The sequence below is a fragment of the Citrobacter sp. Ca225 genome, assembly GCF_030337175.1.
GTDB lineage: Bacteria > Pseudomonadota > Gammaproteobacteria > Enterobacterales > Enterobacteriaceae > Citrobacter_A > Citrobacter_A amalonaticus.
The window spans coordinates 37,038-53,677 of sequence record NZ_JAOWCD010000078.1; the positions used below are offsets into that span (position 1 = coordinate 37,038).

The window sequence follows — 16,640 nt, forward strand, 5'->3', positions numbered from 1 at the left end:
TCACCCCTTAGCCAAGCTCGTTGGGATCAAGTGCGCCAGGGATGTTTTTAATTTCTTCCCAGCGTTCGCCTTGCAGGCGATAACCTGTTGCCGGACCGGCATAATCGTTGACGTCATTGACGGCAGAGAGCACTTGTCCATCGCCGACGATGATGGCGGAGGTATGCAGATAGTCCCCGGTTAACTTGGCCTTCTGGATGTTGAGCATGTCCTGCGCGACATCGGTAAAGCCGCCCTGAGCCAGCGCTTTCACCACTTCCAGACCGTTGCGGTTCTTATTGATGATTTCCTGCGCAAACTTGATGTCCTCAACGATGTTACGTTCAGGCATATCTTTCGAACCGTGGGCGTAGGTTGCGGCTTCAACTTCTTCATCCGTAATGGGCGGCAGCCCCATGCCAGCGAAAACCGCCTGCAGAGCGCGCGCTGCTTTGTTACGAATGGCGATAACGTCTTCTTCACGTACCGGACGCAGACCACCGTCCACTTTCAGGTCGCGCTGGATAACGTTGTAGTCATCAAAGTCTTCCGCATCTTCGTTGGAGCCCGCGAACATGTTGTCGTAGTTCGGCACGGCGGAATAACCGGAAGAGATAAAGTCTGTCCCCGGCAGGAACTGCATCAGCAGACGCGCGGTACGACGCATATCGGAGTGGGTAAAGGTCTGGTCGTTACTGGAGGCGCATTCCAGATCCAGCGAGGAACAGATCAGGTTTTCTGCCAGTACCGCACGAATTCCTGATGGCACTGCGGACGGAACGCCGATGCAGCTTACGGAGCCGTTTTGCAGACCCTGTACGCCTGCCGCTTTGGTGATGTAAATGCAGCGCGCTTCGAGATACAGCATGGATTTGCCCTCGGCATAACCCATCTGTACTTCAGAACCTGAACCGGAAGTGAAGCGCATTTTCAACCCACGCGAAGCGTAAGAAGAGGCGAGGAAACCTTTTGACCACGGCGTGTCGTCGCCGTCAGTAAAGACCGGTTCGGTACCGTAGACGGAAATGGTTTCGGCGTAGCAGGTGTGTCCCAGCATACCGAGCTTCAGTTCGGTTGCCTCTTCCAGTGAACACTGGGTTAACACGCCGGGGCGGCCCACCTGGGAACCGACGAGCAGTGCAATGGCGTTGAACGGAGCATAACGCGCCACGGCTACTGTGGTCTCTTGCTCGTCAAATCCGCGCCATGCGCCTTCTGCGGCGTCGGCCGCAATCTGTACCGGGTTATCTTTGACGTTGGTGACGTGCGCCTGTTGGGATGGCGTGCGACGCGCGCGCATCTTTTGCATCGCCATCATCATCTCAACCACGTTCATGTGCGAAACCACTTCGACAATTTTTGCCGGGGTCATCGCCGTGGTCAGTGGCACAATGTCGCGACGTTTTACGTTAGGATCGCACAGCATGTTAGCGAGTTTAACGGAGTCCATCGCCATCACTTCTTCTGCGCGCGCCAGGTTGATGCCGTAACGGGCAATGAAGTGGTCAATCAGGTCAAACTGGCTGACCGATTTGCCATCGAGTTCGGTGACGGCGCCGTTAACGATTTTAATCGACGGCTTGGGATCGTTCGGGCTTTCCATCGCAATGAAGCCTTCTTCGATCCACTCCTTAACGAATCCGTCCTGATTGACAGGGCGTTTCGCCAGTGCTTCAAATCTTTTCGATCTCATGAATGAGCCTCACGGAGTTCAGATATAGGACGGGCGATCGTTTTTCGGTTCAGCACCGAGGGTCGCAAGAACGGTTTTACCGATTTCTCGCGCTGAGATAACCGCCTGACGCACTGCGCCAGAATCGCCGGAGATCACCAGGATCGCTTCGTTACTGAAGCTGGTGCCATGTGCCGGAGAGCTGTAGGCCACAACTTCAACGTTCGCGGCTTTCAGGGCGGTATCTGCCATTAACACGCCGACGGAAGCCGGAGCACCCACAATCACGCCGCAGGCACGGCCAACCGGCGCACCAAACGCTTTTTCCAGCGCGTAACTGGCGCGAGCTGTGTACTGCAGTTCGATGTGTCCGGCTTCGTTGCCATACACATCACCAAAGGTGCGATCGAGTTCTTTCAGCGCCACTTCAATTCCGCGCTTAACGTCGGAAACGTCGTTACCGCCGATAATGATGAGCGAACCGTGACCCGCGCCGCCTTTGGTATCGCGAGGGAGTTCAATGCTTACCACTTCGGTATTGGTGGCTTTGACCGCTTCGTCTGCCGCCATAATGTGCGGACCCGCGCCGGTACGCGCGCCCAGGATGCCAATGGAGCGATAGCGCTTCTCAAGCTTCATTGCTTCCAACAGGGCACTGTCTACGTTTGCAATCACCAGACCTACGGTGTCGCCAATCGCCGTGCCAACAAATTCCGTTAAACTGCAGCTCTTCTCTGCCATAGCCGTCTCTCGTTTTGGATGGGTTTTATCAGGGATACCCGCTTGATCAGGCGTTGCCACACGGGCAATGACCTGCGCCATGATCTGTTCAACCAGTTCATTGCTGCTCATGGGTTAATTCCCTTCGGTAAGATTTTTTCAACATCGGTATGAGGGCGTGGAATCACGTGTACGGCTTTCACTTCTCCCACGTTGCGCGCAGCAGCAGCACCAGCATCGGTCGCCGCTTTTACGGCACCGACATCACCGCGAACGATGACGGTTACCAGCCCTGAGCCAATTTTTTCGTAGCCGACCAACATGACATTGGCTGACTTCACCATTGCATCTGCGGCCTCTATGGCTGCAGTTAAGCCTTTGGTTTCTACCATTCCTAATGCTTCTTGTTGCATAAAGACCTCGCCTGGGTTGTCCCGATATTCATGACTATAAAAAGAAGCGAGGAAAAAGAATGGCTGACTTGAAAGTCTGGGTGAAAAATTAGTGGGCTGTGAATGTGACAAACTTGCTATGTTTTATTTTATCTATTTGTTTTTATTGTTTTTGTTATTTTTTATTAATGTGATATTTTGGCTTTTGCTATTCCATATTTACATTTTGGAGGGTGACATGGTTAATTTAATTTGCTATGCGGAAAATCCAATTTGTGACATTGATTGGAAAAAGAAAATCTTCAAATAACCAATTTTTGCTATCACGAATCGTCCTGGTTAATTACATTCAGGCACTCTACACGCTGCCTTTGAATAAATAGATGGCAAGAAATTGCTATAACAACACGATTTTTCCAGGTCTGAGAATGCGCAGTTTGCCAACAATTTTCAGCGGCCTCTTCCTATAGTAGTGCCGTTGTACTCTACGACCAGCAAGGGTCCGCTGGTAAGGACACGAACGCTTCTAAGAAGGTGTCACAATGAATGATTCACTGAAAGCGCAATGCATTGCCGAGTTTTTGGGTACCGGATTGTTTTTGTTTTTTGGTATCGGCTGCCTTAGCGCACTGAAAGTCGCAGGCGCCAGTCTGGGTCTCTGGGAAATTTGTATTATTTGGGGTCTGGGTATTTCGCTTGCGGTTTATCTGACGGCGGGAATTTCCGGAGCGCATCTGAACCCGGCCATCACAGTCGCACTCTGGCTGTTTGCCTGCTTCCCGGGACGCAAAGTTCTGCCTTACATCATCGCGCAGGTCGCGGGAGCCTTTGGCGGTGCGGTGCTGGCTTATCTGCTTTACGGCAATTTATTCACCGAGTATGAAACTGCCCACAACATGGTTCGCGGCAGTGTCGATAGCCTCTATCTGGCCAGTATTTTCAGTACCTATCCGGCGGCTGCGCTAAGCGTGTGGCAGGCGGCAGGGGTCGAAATCGTCATCACCTCAATCCTGATGGGGCTGATTATGGCGCTGACCGACGATGGTAACGGTGTGCCTAAAGGGGCACTGGCGCCACTGCTGATCGGTATTCTGGTGGCGGTAATTGGTGCATCCACAGGCCCATTAACCGGCTTTGCCATGAACCCGGCGCGTGATTTTGGTCCTAAGCTGTTCGCCTGGATGGCAGGTTGGGGAGATATTGCGATGACTGGTGGACGCGATATTCCGTACTTTATTGTGCCGATTATTGCGCCATTGATTGGTGCGTGTGCGGGCGCGGCTATCTATAAGTACCTTATCGGTAAAAATTTGCCCTGTAATACGTGTAAAATCGAAGAGACGGACGCGTAATTTTGGCTGGCGTGGCTAATATCACGTCTTTAATTTCTTTTTCGTGATCTGCTTTCACGAACTGACTAAAAAGTCTCCCCACCCAGGGAGACTTTTGTTATTGTCCCTTGTACTTTCTGTCATTTACATACAAGGATGGGGATGATAAGAAGTAAATGTAAAATTTATGTTTTCATTATAACAATGGATTAACTGAGGGATTTTATCATGATTTCTGCGAGCACCCTGAACTCAGAACTCATTAATAAAATCGCACAGGATTTTGCGCAAGCGACCAGCCTGGCTGTTGTGGTTGTCAATATTCACGGTGATGAGATTTCTGAGCTGTTTAATTTCACACCTTTTTGCCAACTGATGCGTCAGCATCCGCAACACAGTACCCGGTGTCGTATGAGCGATCGCTGTGGGGGACTGGAAGCGTCAAAATCGGATCAACCCTGTATCTATCGCTGCCATGCCGGGCTTACCGATTTCTCTATTCCTCTCGTGATCGCAGGCCATCTTGTTGGATTCGTTCTGTGCGGCCAGGTGCGTTTACGTAACGATGATGGCGCCGATCTGCTCGATATCATGAAGGTTGACGATCGCTGGCAGGCCGATCCTGAACTGCTCAATGAGTTCAGTAATGTCCCGGAAATGGACTATTCTCGCGTGATGGCCTCGGCGGATCTGCTCAAACTCATTGTTGAAAACTGCCTCAAGAAGCAACTCAATTTCGTGGTGATCAAAGACAGCACGCAACCTGCTGAGCCTTCACGCCCGACCCGCGCCGCCAGCCCTCATGACAGCAAAATGAAAAAAGCGTTACGCTATATTGATGCCCACTTGTCAGACGATCTTCGCCTTGAAGATGTGGCCTCGCATGTTTACCTGAGCCCGTACTACTTCAGCAAACTGTTCAAAAAATATCAGGGTATTGGTTTTAACGCGTGGGTCAATCAACAGCGCATGGCCAGTGCCAGAGAGCTGCTTTGTCACAGTGACTGGAGCATTGCCAGTATTGCCCGCAATTTAGGTTTTTCGCAAACCAGCTATTTTTGCAAAGTGTTCCGTCAGACTTATCAGGTTACGCCGCAGGCCTATCGGCAAAAAATAAATGAAAACTTGCCTGCTGAATCGGCATAAATAGCAATATTTTGCTATTGCCGATTTTTGATATTCCCGCGTAATCCGGTCATTTATAATGGTTAAGTGTTTTTAGTACAGCAATAAATTGTCATAGCGCAATAAAATATCGCTCTTTACGGAATAAACTTCACCAGTTTTTATTTCTGTGATGAGATACAGTGTCATTGTTAAGAGGTTTCATTATTCTCTTGCACGACATTTCATTCAGAATCGTTTTATTGCGGCGTTTTTTGTTGATAAAAAATGCGTAACGAATAAGTAACGAAAAGTATTGTTGTGATGAGGAGAATTCATTCTGTTCATCATTTAAGCCGACAGGTTTGACACATTTGTGTCTGGGAAGGGGGTGAAAATCCCCCGCAGCCCCCGCTGCTGTGATGCTGACAACCCCGTGAAGACCACTGATCGCAAGATTGGGAAGGACGGGCGAGGACGACGCTAAGCCAGAAGACCAGCCTGTCGGATACTACCAACAACTTCGGTGGGAAGTGGGTTGCTCAGATGCGTACAGTCGGAAGACTGGGTGTCAGTACATCCCTACCACCCTGAACAGGATCAGGGTCATGGCGGCAAAGCAGTACGCGTTTGTTCTGGCAGGTACCGGTAGCGGCTGTGGTAAAACCACAGTGACGCTGGGCTTGCTGAACGTGATGAAACAACGTGGTTTACGCGTCCAGCCCTGCAAAGTCGGCCCTGATTACCTTGACACCGCCTGGCATACGGCCATCAGCGGTACCGCCTCCCGCAACCTCGACAGTTTTATGCTCCCCGAGCCGGTGCTTAATGCGCTGTTCCGCGAACAGATGCAGGATGCAGATATTGCAGTGATCGAAGGGGTGATGGGGCTGTACGACGGTTACGGTACAGATCCTGATTATTGCAGTACCGCCGCGATGGCCAAGCAGTTGGGCTGTCCGGTCATTCTGCTGGTTGACGGGAAAGCCGTTTCTACTTCCATTGCCGCCACGGTGATGGGCTTCCAGCATTTCGACCCGACGCTGAACATTGCCGGCGTCATCGTTAACCGCGTCAACAGTGAGTCCCATTTCCAGTTGCTGAAAACCGCTATCGAGCACTACTGCGCTGTGCCGGTGCTGGGTTACGTCCCGCGCGTTGACGGCGTCGCGCTACCCGAACGGCATCTGGGATTGGTGACCGCGCGTGAGTCCGTCGTCAATCAACAATCGTGGCAGGATTTCGCCGCCCGGCTGGAAAGTACACTGGATATCGATCGGTTGCTGGCGTTAAGCCACCTTCAGGCATTGCCGCCAGGCGAATGGCCTGAACGTCCTGCGCCCAACGCCGGAGAAGGACTGACGCTGGCGATGGCTGATGATGAGGCCTTTAATTTTTATTATCCCGATAACGTGGCGCTGCTGGCGCGTACCGGCGTCAACATTGTGCGCTTCAGCCCGCTCCACGATCGCGAATTACCCGATTGTCAAATGGTCTGGCTGGGCGGCGGTTATCCGGAACTGCACGCGTCCGCGCTGGCGGCCAATACTACTATGCTGACAAGCCTGCGCGAGGCGCATCAGCGCGGTGTCGCCATTTATGCCGAATGCGGCGGATTGATGTACCTCGGCAGCCTGCTGGAAGATGCCGACGGGGTTGAGCATCGCATGGCCGATATCCTTCCCGGTCGCAGCAAAATGGGTAAACGGCTAACCCGCTTTGGCTATTGTGAAGCGCAGGCTTTGCAGCCCACGCTGCTGGCCGCGGAAGGCGATGTGCTGCGCGGTCATGAATTCCATTACTCCGATTTTTCCCCTGAAACCCCCGCTGTGCTGGCTTGCCGTAAAGTCCGTGACGGTCAGATGGTGCAGGCGTGGTCCGGTGGCTGGCGAACGGGCAACACCTTCGCCAGCTACCTGCACGTTCACTTTGCTCAGCGTCCATTAATGCTTAATCACTGGCTGAATGCCGCGCGGGAGGCGTTATGACGCTACTGGCATGGTGTGTGGCCTGGCTTCTCGATGTCGTGATTGGCGACCCACCAGACTGGCCGCATCCGGTGCGCTGGATAGGCAATCTGATCACTGCCGTGCAGCGGATTATTCGCCGCTACTGCCACAGCGACCGGGCGTTACGCATTGGTGGTGGGGTGATGTGGCTGGTGGTTGTCGGCTTGACGTGGGCGGTTGCCTGGGGCGTGTTACACCTGGCGGCGTGGATTCATCCATGGCTCGGTTGGGTCGTTGAAGTCTGGATGATTTTCACCGTGCTGGCGGGGCGCTGTCTGGCAACGGCGGCGCAAGAGGTTGAGCGCCCGCTGCGCGAAGGTAACCTTGCACAAAGCCGCGAAAAGCTCTCGTGGATTGTGGGGCGTGACACATCGCAACTTCAGCCAGAACAGATCAACCGGGCGGTCGTGGAAACCGTGGCGGAGAATACGGTTGACGGCATTATCGCGCCGCTGTTCTTCCTCTTAATTGGCGGCGCGCCGCTGGCGATGGCCTACAAAGCGGTGAATACCCTGGATTCCATGGTGGGTTATAAACACGAAAAATACCGGGCGATTGGCATGGTCAGCGCTCGCCTGGACGACGTCGCGAACTACATTCCTGCACGGCTGAGCTGGCTGCTGCTGAGCGCGGCAGCGGTGCTGTGCCGTCGTGACGGCGCCCGGGCGCTCTGTGTGGGCTGGCGGGATCGCTATAACCACAGCAGCCCGAACTGTGCCTGGGCGGAGGCTTCCGTTGCCGGTGCGTTGGGCATTCGACTGGGCGGCCCGAATGATTACTTTGGCGAGCGCGTTGAAAAACCGTGGATCGGCGACGCGCAGCGCACTATTTCCATAGATGACATTTCCCAAACGATTCGACTGATGTGGGTTGCCTCAACGCTGGCTCTGGTGCTGTTCCTTGTGACGCGCTGGCTGGTAGTGGGTGTGGCCTGAGGATAAATGACAATGCAATACATCCAGCAACCCCAGGCGATTGAAGCCAAAAGTTTTGACATCATTGGCGAGATCATTCATGAAACGCGCCCGGAGTACCAGTTTGCCAGTCCGCTACATGAAGCCATCATCAAACGGGTGATTCATACCACCGCTGACTTCGACTGGCTGGATATTCTCTGGTTTTCGGATGATGCGCTGGAACAACTTTGTGCAGCGCTAAGTCGCCCATCGGTTATCTATACCGACACCACCATGGCGCTGTCGGGGATCAATAAAACCCTGCTGGCGAAGACGGGGGGCGAGTGTCGCTGCTATATCAGCGATCCGCGCGTGGTAGCGCAAGCGAAAGCGCAGGGTATCACTCGCTCAATGGCGGCTGTCGACATTGCCGTGACGGAAGAAGGCGAAAAAGTGTTTGTCTTTGGCAACGCGCCCACTGCGCTGTTTCGCCTGTTGGAAAAAGATGTAGCGGTAAGCGGCGTCGTCGGCGTGCCGGTGGGATTTGTCGGCGCGGCGGAATCCAAAGAGGCGCTGACGCACAGCCAATTGCCCGCCATTGCCGCCCTCGGACGCAAAGGCGGCAGTAACGTTGCGGCGGCGATCGTGAACGCCATGCTGTATTACATGCAGGGGGCGCGATGAGCGATCAGTCTTTCGACGCGCCCGTCTGGCATAACGGCAAAGCGCTGCGCAAAGGTTATACCACTGGATCGTGCGCCACGGCGGCGGCAAAAGTCGCCGCGCTGATGGTGTTGCGTCAGCATCTGATCCATCAGGTATCGATTGTCACACCTTCCGGCGTCACTCTGTGTCTGAACGTGGAATCTCCACACATTGAAGGACAGCAGGCCATTGCCGCGATCCGTAAAGATGGTGGCGATGATGTCGACGCCACCCACGGGATGTTGATTTTCGCCCGCGTCACGCTGAATGACAGCGGTGAAATTGTCCTGTCCGGGGGCGAAGGCGTCGGCACCGTCACCCGCAAGGGGATTGGTCTGCCTGTCGGCAGCGCGGCAATTAATCGCACCCCGCGTCACACCATTGAGTCCGCCGTGCGTGAGGCGATAGGCCCGGTACGCGGGGCGGAAATCGAAATATTTGCCCCGGAAGGCGAAGAACGAGCGCAAAAAACCTACAACTCGCGTCTCGGTATTCTTGGCGGAATTTCCATTATTGGCACCACCGGTATTGTGACCCCCATGTCCGAAGAGAGCTGGAAGCGGTCGTTATCGCTGGAGCTGGAAATCAAACGTGCCGCCGGACTGGAGCGGGTAGTTCTGGTGCCGGGTAATCATGGTGAGCGTTTCGTCCGCGAACAGATGGGCATCGATACCAACGTGGTGGTCACCATGAGCAACTTTGTCGGCTACATGATTGAAGAGGCGGTGCGGCTGGGATTTCGCCAGGTCGTGCTCGTCGGTCATCCTGGGAAATTGATCAAAATTGCTGCCGGGATCTTCCATACCCACAGCCACATAGCCGATGCGCGAATGGAAACGCTGGTGGCGCATCTGGCGCTGCTCGGCGCGCCGCGGGAGTTGCTGACGCTGGTAAGCGATTGCGACACCACTGAAGCGGCAATGGAGCACATCGACGCGTTCGGCTTTCAGCACCTCTACAACCATCTTGCTGAACGCATCTGTCAGCGCGTGATGCAGATGCTGCGCTTTACCAAAACCCCGCCGACCTGCGACGCGATCATGTTTTCGTTTGATAACCAGGTTCTGGGTAGCAACCGCCCCGTCGACGCTATCGCCCGGGAGATGCAATGCTGACGGTCGTGGGGATGGGGCCAGCCGGTCTGCACCTGATGACGCCGGCGGCGCGCGCGGCGGTTGATAAGGCCGATGTGCTGGTCGGCGGTAAGCGCCATTTGCAGCAGTTCCCGGACTTTCGCGGCGAGCAGTTTGCGCTGGGCGCCAACATTCCCGAACTGCTGGCATGGATTGCGGCGCATCAGGATAAGCGGGTGGTGGTTCTGGCTTCTGGCGATCCGCTGTTTTACGGCATCGGTACGCGGATGGTGGCGCATTTTGGCGTTGCGCAGGTACGCATCATTCCAGGTATCAGCGCGGTGCAGTATCTGTGCGCGCAGTCGGGAATCGACATGAATGACATGTGGCTCACCAGTAGCCACGGGCGCAGCGTCTGTTTCGATACGCTGGCGCAGCATAACAAGGTGGCAATGGTCACCGACGGTCAGTGCGGGCCGCGTGACATTGCTGCACAACTGGTTGCACGAGGAAAGGGCGATCGCTGGATGGTGATTGGTGAAAACCTGGCGATGGAAAACGAACGGATCCACTGGCTGCGCGTCAGCGAGGTCCATGCCGAATATGAGATGAATGCAGTGGTGATCCTTGATGAAAGATGAGCTTTTCCTGCGCGGTGAGAAGGTGCCGATGACCAAAGAAGCGGTACGTGCGCTCGCTCTCGCAAAACTTGAACTGCACCGGGCCAGTCACCTGATTGATATCGGGGCCGGAACCGGCAGTGTGTCCATCGAAGCCGCGCTACAGTTTCCGTCGCTACACATTACGGCTATCGAGCGCAATCCGGCGGCGCTGCGTTTACTCGACGAAAACCGTCAGCATTTCGCCTGCGCGAATATCGATATTCTGCCGGGTGAAGCGCCAATGATGATGACCGAGAAAGCCGATGCCGTCTTTATGGGTGGCAGTGGGGGACATCTCACGGAACTGATCGACTGGTCTATGCGCCAGTTGCACGTTGGTGGACGCCTGGTGATGACCTTCATCCTACAGGAAAACCTCAACACCGCGCTGGCACATTTGCAACAGCGCGGTGTGCAGGACGTGGACTGCCTGCAAATGCAGATTTCGTCGTTGACCACGCTGGGTGCGGGTCACTATTTCAAACCGAACAACCCCGTTTTTGTCATCGCCTGCCAGAAGGAAGAACGCCATGTCTGAGACATTTGATCCCCGTTGTGTGTGGTTTGTCGGCGCAGGTCCGGGTGACCGGGAGCTGATTACGCTTAAGGGTTACCGGCTGTTGCAACAGGCGCAGGTGGTGATTTATGCCGGATCGCTGATTAACACTGAGTTGCTGGAGTATTGTCCGGCGGACGCAGAGTGCCACGACAGTGCGGAACTGCATCTTGAGCAAATCCTCACCCTGATGGAAGAGGGGGTGAAGGCCGGAAAAACGGTAGTGCGCCTGCAAACCGGCGACGTGTCGCTGTATGGCTCGGTGCGCGAACAGGGGGAAGAGCTGACCAAACGTGGTATCCCCTGGCAGGTGGTGCCGGGGGTCAGCGCTTTCCTCGGCGCGGCGGCGGAACTGGGGGTTGAGTACACCGTGCCGGAAGTCTCGCAAAGCCTGATTATTACGCGACTCGAAGGTCGCACGCCGGTGCCAGAACGTGAACAACTGGAATCGTTCGCCAGCCACCAGACCTCAATGGCAATTTATCTCTCCGTCCAGCGTATCAACCGGGTTGCGGAACGGTTGATTGAGGGCGGTTACCCGGCGACCACACCGGTGGCCGTGATCTACAAAGCGACCTGGCCGGAAAGTCAAACCGTGCGTGGCACGCTGGCGGATATCGCCGATAAAGTGCGCGACGCCGGGATCCGCAAAACGGCGCTCATCCTGGTCGGGAATTTCCTCGGAGATGAGTATCACTACTCCAGACTCTATGCCGCGGACTTTAGCCATGAATACCGTAAAGCCTGAATCAATCGCGCTGTTTTGCCTGACGCCCGGCGGTGTAATGCTGGCTAAACGGCTGGCAGCGATGTTACCGCTGACCTGTTTTACCAGTGAAAAATTGCTGGAGGACGGTTTCTTACCGTTCGACGGCGGGTTCGCCCACGCCGCGCGCGACGCGTTTTCGAACTATTCCGCGCTGATTTTTATCGGGGCGACCGGCATCGCGGTGCGCGTGCTGGCCCCGCTGGTGAATGACAAGTTCAGCGATCCGGCGGTGGTGGTGATCGACGAGCGCGGCCAGCATGTGATCAGCCTGCTTTCCGGCCATGCGGGCGGCGCGAACGCGCTGACCCGTTATCTCGCCGGCATGCTGGGCGCCGATCCGGTGATTACCACTGCCACCGATGTCAATGAGATGGCGGCACTGGACACCCTCGCGTTTCAGCTCAACGCCCGTATGACCGACTTTCGCACCGCAGTAAAAGCGGTGAATCAGATGCTGGTGAGCAACCAGCGCGTGGGACTGTGGTGGGATGAAGAACTGGATGAAGACGTCCGCCACTGCGATCGCCGTGGGTTCATTACCGTTACCGATCTCCAGCAGTTGCCTGAACTGGATGCGCTGGTGTGCGTCACGTTACGTAACGAATTGCCGGATATTCCGGTTCAACACTGGAAACTGGTGCCACAACGGGTGGTCGCTGGCATTGGCTGTCGTCGCGATACGCCGTTCCCACTACTGGCTGCGCTGCTGGCGCGTCAGCTTGAAGCGCAGCGCTTTGATCCGCTGGCGCTGAAAGCCATCGGCAGTGTGTCGCTCAAGAAAGACGAAGAGGGGCTGATCCAACTTGCCTCCTGCTGGCGTGTGCCGTTTGAAACCTTTACCGCTGACGCGCTGCGTGAGCATGAACATCACTTTCCGGCTTCGCCGTTTGTTAGCCAGACGGTCGGCGTTGGAAGCGTCTCGGGTCCGGCAGCATGGCTGCTGAGTCATGGGCAATTGACCGGCGAAACCTTGCGTGAGCAGGGCGTCACTATCACTTTGGGAGTTTCACACTGATGTTAACCGTAATCGGAATCGGCCCCGGCTCACAGGCCATGATGACCATGGAAGCCGTTGAGGCCCTGCAGGCGGCAGAAATTATTGTGGGTTACAAAACCTACACTCACCTCGTCAAAGCGTTTACCGGTGACAAGCAGGTGATCAAAACCGGCATGTGCAAAGAGATCGAGCGCTGCCATGCGGCGATTGAACTGGCGCAGGCCGGACACAACGTGGCGCTGATCAGCAGCGGTGACGCCGGTATTTACGGTATGGCGGGGCTGGTGCTGGAGCTGGTCAGCAAACAGAAACTGGACGTTGAAGTGCGCCTGATCCCGGGGATGACTGCCAGTATCGCGGCGGCGTCGCTGCTCGGCGCACCGCTGATGCACGATTTTTGTCACATCAGTTTAAGCGATTTACTTACGCCGTGGCCGGTTATCGAAAAACGTATTATCGCCGCCGGAGAAGCGGACTTCGTCATCTGCTTCTACAACCCGCGCAGCCGGGGCCGTGAGGGACATCTGGCGCGCGCATTTGAACTGCTTTCCGCCAGTAAGAGCGGGCAAACGCCGGTGGGAGTGGTGAAATCTGCCGGGCGTAAAAAGCAGGAAAAATGGCTGACTACGCTGGGCGAGATGGATTTTGAACCGGTGGATATGACCAGTCTGGTGATCGTCGGTAACAAAGCGACTTATGTGCAGGACGGTCTGATGATCACGCCACGAGGTTACGTGCTGTGAGTTTTGGTGAGGTTCTGGTCATGGGCGGCACCAGCGATGCCCGTGCGCTGTGCCAGCAACTGGATGCCGCCAATGTGGCTTACACCCTGTCGGTGGCGACGCCGACCGGGAAACAACTGGCTGGCGATATCAAGGGGCAGGTGCGCTGTGGTCGGCTCGAGCAGGATGAAATGGTGAACTGGCTGAAGGAGAACGGAACGCGATGGGTGATCGATGCTTCGCACCCGTATGCCGAAGTGGTGAGCCGCAATATTCTGTGCGCCTGCGAGCGGGCTGGCGTGCTGCTGAGCCGCTACCAGCGCCCGGAACAGCTTAGTGAACTGACGCATCCGCTGCTCTTCACTGTACAGAGCATTGCCGAGGCGTGTGACGTTGCACGACGTTTTGGCGAGCGCGTACTGCTGACCACCGGAAGTAAAGATCTGGCGCTGTGGCGCGCGGGGTTGCCGGAAAAAACGCTGCTCGCCCGCGTGTTGCCCGTCCCCGAGGTGATTCAACAGTGCGCCGATCTGGGCTTTGGCGTAGGCGAGACGTTCGCGCTGTGCGGGCCGTTCAGCGCTGAATTTAACGCTGCGTTTTATCGTCAGTGTCAGGCTGACGTCGTGATAACCAAGGCTTCTGGCGCAGAGGGCGGTTATCAGGAAAAGGTTCAACCCTGTCTGGATGCAGGTATTCCCTGCATCGTGATTACCCGCCCGGCGCCGCTGGTGACGGGAGATGAGTTACTGGAAAGTCAGGCCGCATTTGCGCAACGTTTGGCGCGCTGGCTGGCCGCTGCTTAAGGAATCAGAAAATGAAAAAAGCGCTTCTGGTGGTTAGCTTTGGCACCAGCTATCACGATACCTGCGAGAAGAACATTGTGGCCTGCGAGCGCGATCTGGCCGCCAGCTGTCCTGACCGCACCCTGTTCCGTGCCTTTACCTCTGGAATGATTATTCGCAAGCTCAAACAGCGTGATGGTATTGAGATAGATACCCCGCTGCAGGCGCTGCAAAAGCTTGCTGATCAGGGATATCAGGATGTGGCGATTCAGTCGCTGCACATCATTAACGGCGACGAATATGAAAAAATTGTCCGTGAAGTGCAGACTCTGCGTCCGCTGTTTGCCCGCCTGACGCTGGGCGTGCCGCTGTTGAGCAGCCATGACGATTACGCGCAGTTAATGCTCGCCCTGAAACAGCAGATGCCTGTCCCCGCCGCCAATGAGAAAGTGGTATTCATGGGCCACGGCGCCAGCCATCACGCGTTTGCCGCTTATGCCTGCCTCGACCACATGATGATGGCGCAGGGCTTCCCGGCGCGCGTCGGCGCGGTGGAGAGCTATCCGGAAGTCGATATTCTGATTGAGAGCCTGAGCAAAGAGGGGGTCAAAGCCGTCCATCTGATGCCGCTGATGCTGGTGGCAGGGGATCACGCCATCAATGATATGGCTTCGGACGACGATGATTCGTGGAAAACGCTGTTTACGGCGGCGGGGATCACGGCAACGCCGTGGCTGAGCGGTCTTGGCGAAAATCCGGCGGTGCGGGCGATGTTCGTCGCGCATTTGCAACAAGCGCTGAGCGTGGCGATGGAGGAAGCGGCATGAGCGGCAAACTGTACGCCCTGAGCACTGGCCCGGGAGCAGCCGATCTGATTACCGTTCGCGCCTCACGTATTCTGGGTTCACTGGATATTCTCTATGCCCCGGCGGGACGTAAGGGTGGCGACAGCCTCGCGCTTTCCATCGTGCGGGAGTACATCGGCACGAACACAGAAATTCGTTGCTGCCATTTCCCCATGAGCGCAGACAGCGCGGAAAAAGAGGCGGTCTGGGATGAAGTGGCCGCGGCGTTGGTTAAGGAAGTGGAGGCAGGCAAACAGGTGGGATTTATCACCCTGGGTGACGCCATGTTGTTCAGCACCTGGGTCTTTTTACTACAGCGCATCGGGTGTCCTGACTGGCTGGAGATCGTGCCTGGTGTGACGTCGTTTGCCGCCATTGCCGCCCGATCCAAAACGCCGCTGGCGATGGAACAGCAGTCGCTGGCGGTGATCTCCTGTACCGCACCGGAAGCGGAGATCGCCCAGGCGCTACGTCAACACGACAGTCTGGTACTGATGAAGGTCTATGGTCGCTTTGCGCGGATTAAAGCGCTGCTGGATCAGGCCGGATTACTGGATTGTGCACTGATGATGTCCGAGGCCACGCTCCCTGGAGAGCTGTGCTGGCGGCATCTCAACGAGGTCAGCGACGATCAGCCGTTGCCTTATTTCTCGACCATCCTGGTCAACAAACAGTGGGAGTATGCAGAATGAAACTCGAACAACAGCTGAAACAGCTGTCATTCAGTGGTCTGGCTGCGGCGCTATTGCTGATGATTGTGCCGGAGCAGGCGTTCGCCATGCACATCATGGAGGGATTTTTACCGCCGATGTGGGCGCTGGCCTGGTGGTTGCTGTTTTTACCGTGCCTGTGGTACGGACTGGTGCGCCTGCGACATATCGTGATGGATGACAGCCATCAGAAAGTGCTACTGGCGCTGTGCGGGGCGTTTATTTTTGTGCTGTCGGCACTGAAGATCCCGTCGGTTACCGGTAGCTGCTCACATCCGACAGGCGTCGGGCTGGCGGTGATCCTGTTTGGTCCGGGCGTGGTGGCGGTTCTCGGCGCTATCGTACTGCTGTTCCAGGCGCTGCTGCTGGCGCACGGTGGCTTGACCACCCTGGGCGCTAACGGCATGTCGATGGCGGTGATTGGCCCGGTTGTCGGCTATATGGTGTGGAAGATGGCCTGTCGCGCCGGGATCCGTCGTGATGTTGGCGTCTTCCTCTGCGCCATGCTGGCGGATCTGGTGACTTACCTTGTGACATCTGTACAGCTTGGCGTGGCCTTCCCGGATCCCGAAGCGGGTGCGACAGGGTCTGTCGTCAAGTTTATGGGGATTTTCTGCCTGACGCAGATCCCGATTGCTATCGCCGAAGGCTTGCTGACCGTGATGATCTACGACCAGCTGACGAAACGGCAACTGATAACCGCGCAAGGACATTAA

Annotated in this window: 18 protein-coding genes and 1 riboswitch; of the genes, 15 read left to right on the forward strand and 3 right to left on the reverse strand. The window is 55.8% G+C overall.

The annotated features are described in order from the left end of the window. Positions 1-7 precede the first annotated feature (7 nt). Genes pduC through pduA form a run of 3 tightly spaced genes read right to left on the reverse strand, consistent with a single transcriptional unit; the run spans position 8 to position 2,784 of the window. Complete coding sequence (gene pduC / locus OGW13_RS12710) at positions 8-1,672, reverse strand: propanediol dehydratase large subunit PduC (protein ID WP_042318193.1); 1,665 nt, start codon at positions 1,670-1,672, stop codon at positions 8-10. Between the two features lie 18 nt (positions 1,673-1,690). After that, positions 1,691-2,503, reverse strand: a complete 813-nt coding sequence (gene pduB, locus OGW13_RS12715; RefSeq protein ID WP_043000238.1) for a propanediol utilization microcompartment protein PduB — start codon at positions 2,501-2,503, stop codon at positions 1,691-1,693. Next, positions 2,500-2,784 carry a propanediol utilization microcompartment protein PduA gene (pduA, locus tag OGW13_RS12720; protein ID WP_012906330.1) on the reverse strand — a complete coding sequence of 95 codons (285 nt, stop codon included), beginning with the start codon at positions 2,782-2,784 and terminating at the stop codon, positions 2,500-2,502. The genes pduB and pduA overlap by 4 nt, the downstream gene beginning before the upstream one ends. A 521-nt stretch (positions 2,785-3,305) precedes the next feature. Here pduA and pduF point away from each other — a divergent pair. The 15 genes from pduF (at position 3,306) to cbiM (ending at position 16,640) form a co-directional block, all read left to right on the forward strand. Beyond that, positions 3,306-4,115, forward strand: a complete 810-nt coding sequence (gene pduF / locus OGW13_RS12725) for a propanediol diffusion facilitator PduF (RefSeq protein WP_043000239.1) — start codon at positions 3,306-3,308, stop codon at positions 4,113-4,115. 207 nt (positions 4,116-4,322) lie between these two features. Then, positions 4,323-5,240 carry a transcriptional regulator PocR gene (gene pocR / locus OGW13_RS12730; RefSeq protein ID WP_043000240.1) on the forward strand — a complete coding sequence of 306 codons (918 nt, stop codon included), beginning with the start codon at positions 4,323-4,325 and terminating at the stop codon, positions 5,238-5,240. Positions 5,241-5,542: 302 nt separating this feature from the next. Continuing rightward, a riboswitch (cobalamin riboswitch) is annotated at positions 5,543-5,717 on the forward strand. A gap of 89 nt (positions 5,718-5,806) precedes the next feature. Beyond that, a complete protein-coding gene (locus OGW13_RS12735) occupies positions 5,807-7,186 on the forward strand; it encodes a cobyrinic acid a,c-diamide synthase CobB (protein ID WP_287116184.1) in 1,380 nt (459 codons plus the stop codon). Next, positions 7,183-8,142, forward strand: a complete 960-nt coding sequence (cbiB, locus tag OGW13_RS12740) for an adenosylcobinamide-phosphate synthase CbiB (protein ID WP_142765236.1) — start codon at positions 7,183-7,185, stop codon at positions 8,140-8,142. Before OGW13_RS12735 ends, cbiB begins: the two co-directional genes overlap by 4 nt. A gap of 12 nt (positions 8,143-8,154) precedes the next feature. Beyond that, on the forward strand, positions 8,155-8,787 hold the full coding sequence (locus OGW13_RS12745) for a cobalt-precorrin-8 methylmutase (RefSeq protein WP_043000243.1): 633 nt from the start codon (positions 8,155-8,157) through the stop codon (positions 8,785-8,787). Further along, positions 8,784-9,923 (forward strand): cobalt-precorrin-5B (C(1))-methyltransferase CbiD, encoded by a 1,140-nt coding sequence (cbiD, locus tag OGW13_RS12750; protein WP_043000244.1) that lies wholly within the window; start codon positions 8,784-8,786, stop codon positions 9,921-9,923. Before OGW13_RS12745 ends, cbiD begins: the two co-directional genes overlap by 4 nt. Next, positions 9,917-10,522, forward strand: coding sequence for a cobalt-precorrin-7 (C(5))-methyltransferase (locus OGW13_RS12755; RefSeq protein WP_287116185.1), 606 nt, complete (start codon positions 9,917-9,919; stop codon positions 10,520-10,522). The genes cbiD and OGW13_RS12755 overlap by 7 nt, the downstream gene beginning before the upstream one ends. Then, entirely contained in the window at positions 10,512-11,081 is a 570-nt protein-coding gene (locus tag OGW13_RS12760; RefSeq protein ID WP_043000246.1) for a decarboxylating cobalt-precorrin-6B (C(15))-methyltransferase, read from the forward strand. Before OGW13_RS12755 ends, OGW13_RS12760 begins: the two co-directional genes overlap by 11 nt. Further along, positions 11,074-11,847 carry a cobalt-precorrin-4 methyltransferase gene (locus tag OGW13_RS12765; protein ID WP_044257572.1) on the forward strand — a complete coding sequence of 258 codons (774 nt, stop codon included), beginning with the start codon at positions 11,074-11,076 and terminating at the stop codon, positions 11,845-11,847. Before OGW13_RS12760 ends, OGW13_RS12765 begins: the two co-directional genes overlap by 8 nt. After that, entirely contained in the window at positions 11,828-12,883 is a 1,056-nt protein-coding gene (gene cbiG, locus OGW13_RS12770; RefSeq protein ID WP_287116186.1) for a cobalt-precorrin 5A hydrolase, read from the forward strand. The genes OGW13_RS12765 and cbiG overlap by 20 nt, the downstream gene beginning before the upstream one ends. After that, a complete protein-coding gene (locus OGW13_RS12775) occupies positions 12,883-13,608 on the forward strand; it encodes a precorrin-3B C(17)-methyltransferase (protein WP_042318211.1) in 726 nt (241 codons plus the stop codon). The genes cbiG and OGW13_RS12775 overlap by 1 nt, the downstream gene beginning before the upstream one ends. Next, positions 13,605-14,390, forward strand: coding sequence for a cobalt-precorrin-6A reductase (locus OGW13_RS12780; RefSeq protein ID WP_044257574.1), 786 nt, complete (start codon positions 13,605-13,607; stop codon positions 14,388-14,390). Before OGW13_RS12775 ends, OGW13_RS12780 begins: the two co-directional genes overlap by 4 nt. A gap of 11 nt (positions 14,391-14,401) precedes the next feature. Continuing rightward, positions 14,402-15,196 carry a sirohydrochlorin cobaltochelatase gene (gene cbiK / locus OGW13_RS12785; protein ID WP_043000251.1) on the forward strand — a complete coding sequence of 265 codons (795 nt, stop codon included), beginning with the start codon at positions 14,402-14,404 and terminating at the stop codon, positions 15,194-15,196. After that, on the forward strand, positions 15,193-15,906 hold the full coding sequence (locus OGW13_RS12790; RefSeq protein WP_287116187.1) for a cobalt-factor II C(20)-methyltransferase: 714 nt from the start codon (positions 15,193-15,195) through the stop codon (positions 15,904-15,906). The genes cbiK and OGW13_RS12790 overlap by 4 nt, the downstream gene beginning before the upstream one ends. Then, a complete protein-coding gene (gene cbiM / locus OGW13_RS12795; RefSeq protein ID WP_287116188.1) occupies positions 15,903-16,640 on the forward strand; it encodes a cobalt ECF transporter S component CbiM in 738 nt (245 codons plus the stop codon). Before OGW13_RS12790 ends, cbiM begins: the two co-directional genes overlap by 4 nt.

What these genes read in the sequence shown, in the direction of transcription:
- pduC (WP_042318193.1), bottom strand. Translation starts at nt 1,672, where the DNA reads ATGAGATCGAAAAGATTTGAAGCACTGGCGAAACGCCCTGTCAATCAG.
- pduB (WP_043000238.1), bottom strand. Translation starts at nt 2,503, where the DNA reads ATGAGCAGCAATGAACTGGTTGAACAGATCATGGCGCAGGTCATTGCC.
- pduA (WP_012906330.1), bottom strand. Translation starts at nt 2,784, where the DNA reads ATGCAACAAGAAGCATTAGGAATGGTAGAAACCAAAGGCTTAACTGCA.
- pduF (WP_043000239.1), top strand. Translation starts at nt 3,306, where the DNA reads ATGAATGATTCACTGAAAGCGCAATGCATTGCCGAGTTTTTGGGTACC.
- pocR (WP_043000240.1), top strand. Translation starts at nt 4,323, where the DNA reads ATGATTTCTGCGAGCACCCTGAACTCAGAACTCATTAATAAAATCGCA.
- OGW13_RS12735 (WP_287116184.1), top strand. Translation starts at nt 5,807, where the DNA reads ATGGCGGCAAAGCAGTACGCGTTTGTTCTGGCAGGTACCGGTAGCGGC.
- cbiB (WP_142765236.1), top strand. Translation starts at nt 7,183, where the DNA reads ATGACGCTACTGGCATGGTGTGTGGCCTGGCTTCTCGATGTCGTGATT.
- OGW13_RS12745 (WP_043000243.1), top strand. Translation starts at nt 8,155, where the DNA reads ATGCAATACATCCAGCAACCCCAGGCGATTGAAGCCAAAAGTTTTGAC.
- cbiD (WP_043000244.1), top strand. Translation starts at nt 8,784, where the DNA reads ATGAGCGATCAGTCTTTCGACGCGCCCGTCTGGCATAACGGCAAAGCG.
- OGW13_RS12755 (WP_287116185.1), top strand. Translation starts at nt 9,917, where the DNA reads ATGCTGACGGTCGTGGGGATGGGGCCAGCCGGTCTGCACCTGATGACG.
- OGW13_RS12760 (WP_043000246.1), top strand. Translation starts at nt 10,512, where the DNA reads ATGAAAGATGAGCTTTTCCTGCGCGGTGAGAAGGTGCCGATGACCAAA.
- OGW13_RS12765 (WP_044257572.1), top strand. Translation starts at nt 11,074, where the DNA reads ATGTCTGAGACATTTGATCCCCGTTGTGTGTGGTTTGTCGGCGCAGGT.
- cbiG (WP_287116186.1), top strand. Translation starts at nt 11,828, where the DNA reads ATGAATACCGTAAAGCCTGAATCAATCGCGCTGTTTTGCCTGACGCCC.
- OGW13_RS12775 (WP_042318211.1), top strand. Translation starts at nt 12,883, where the DNA reads ATGTTAACCGTAATCGGAATCGGCCCCGGCTCACAGGCCATGATGACC.
- cbiK (WP_043000251.1), top strand. Translation starts at nt 14,402, where the DNA reads ATGAAAAAAGCGCTTCTGGTGGTTAGCTTTGGCACCAGCTATCACGAT.
- OGW13_RS12790 (WP_287116187.1), top strand. Translation starts at nt 15,193, where the DNA reads ATGAGCGGCAAACTGTACGCCCTGAGCACTGGCCCGGGAGCAGCCGAT.
- cbiM (WP_287116188.1), top strand. Translation starts at nt 15,903, where the DNA reads ATGAAACTCGAACAACAGCTGAAACAGCTGTCATTCAGTGGTCTGGCT.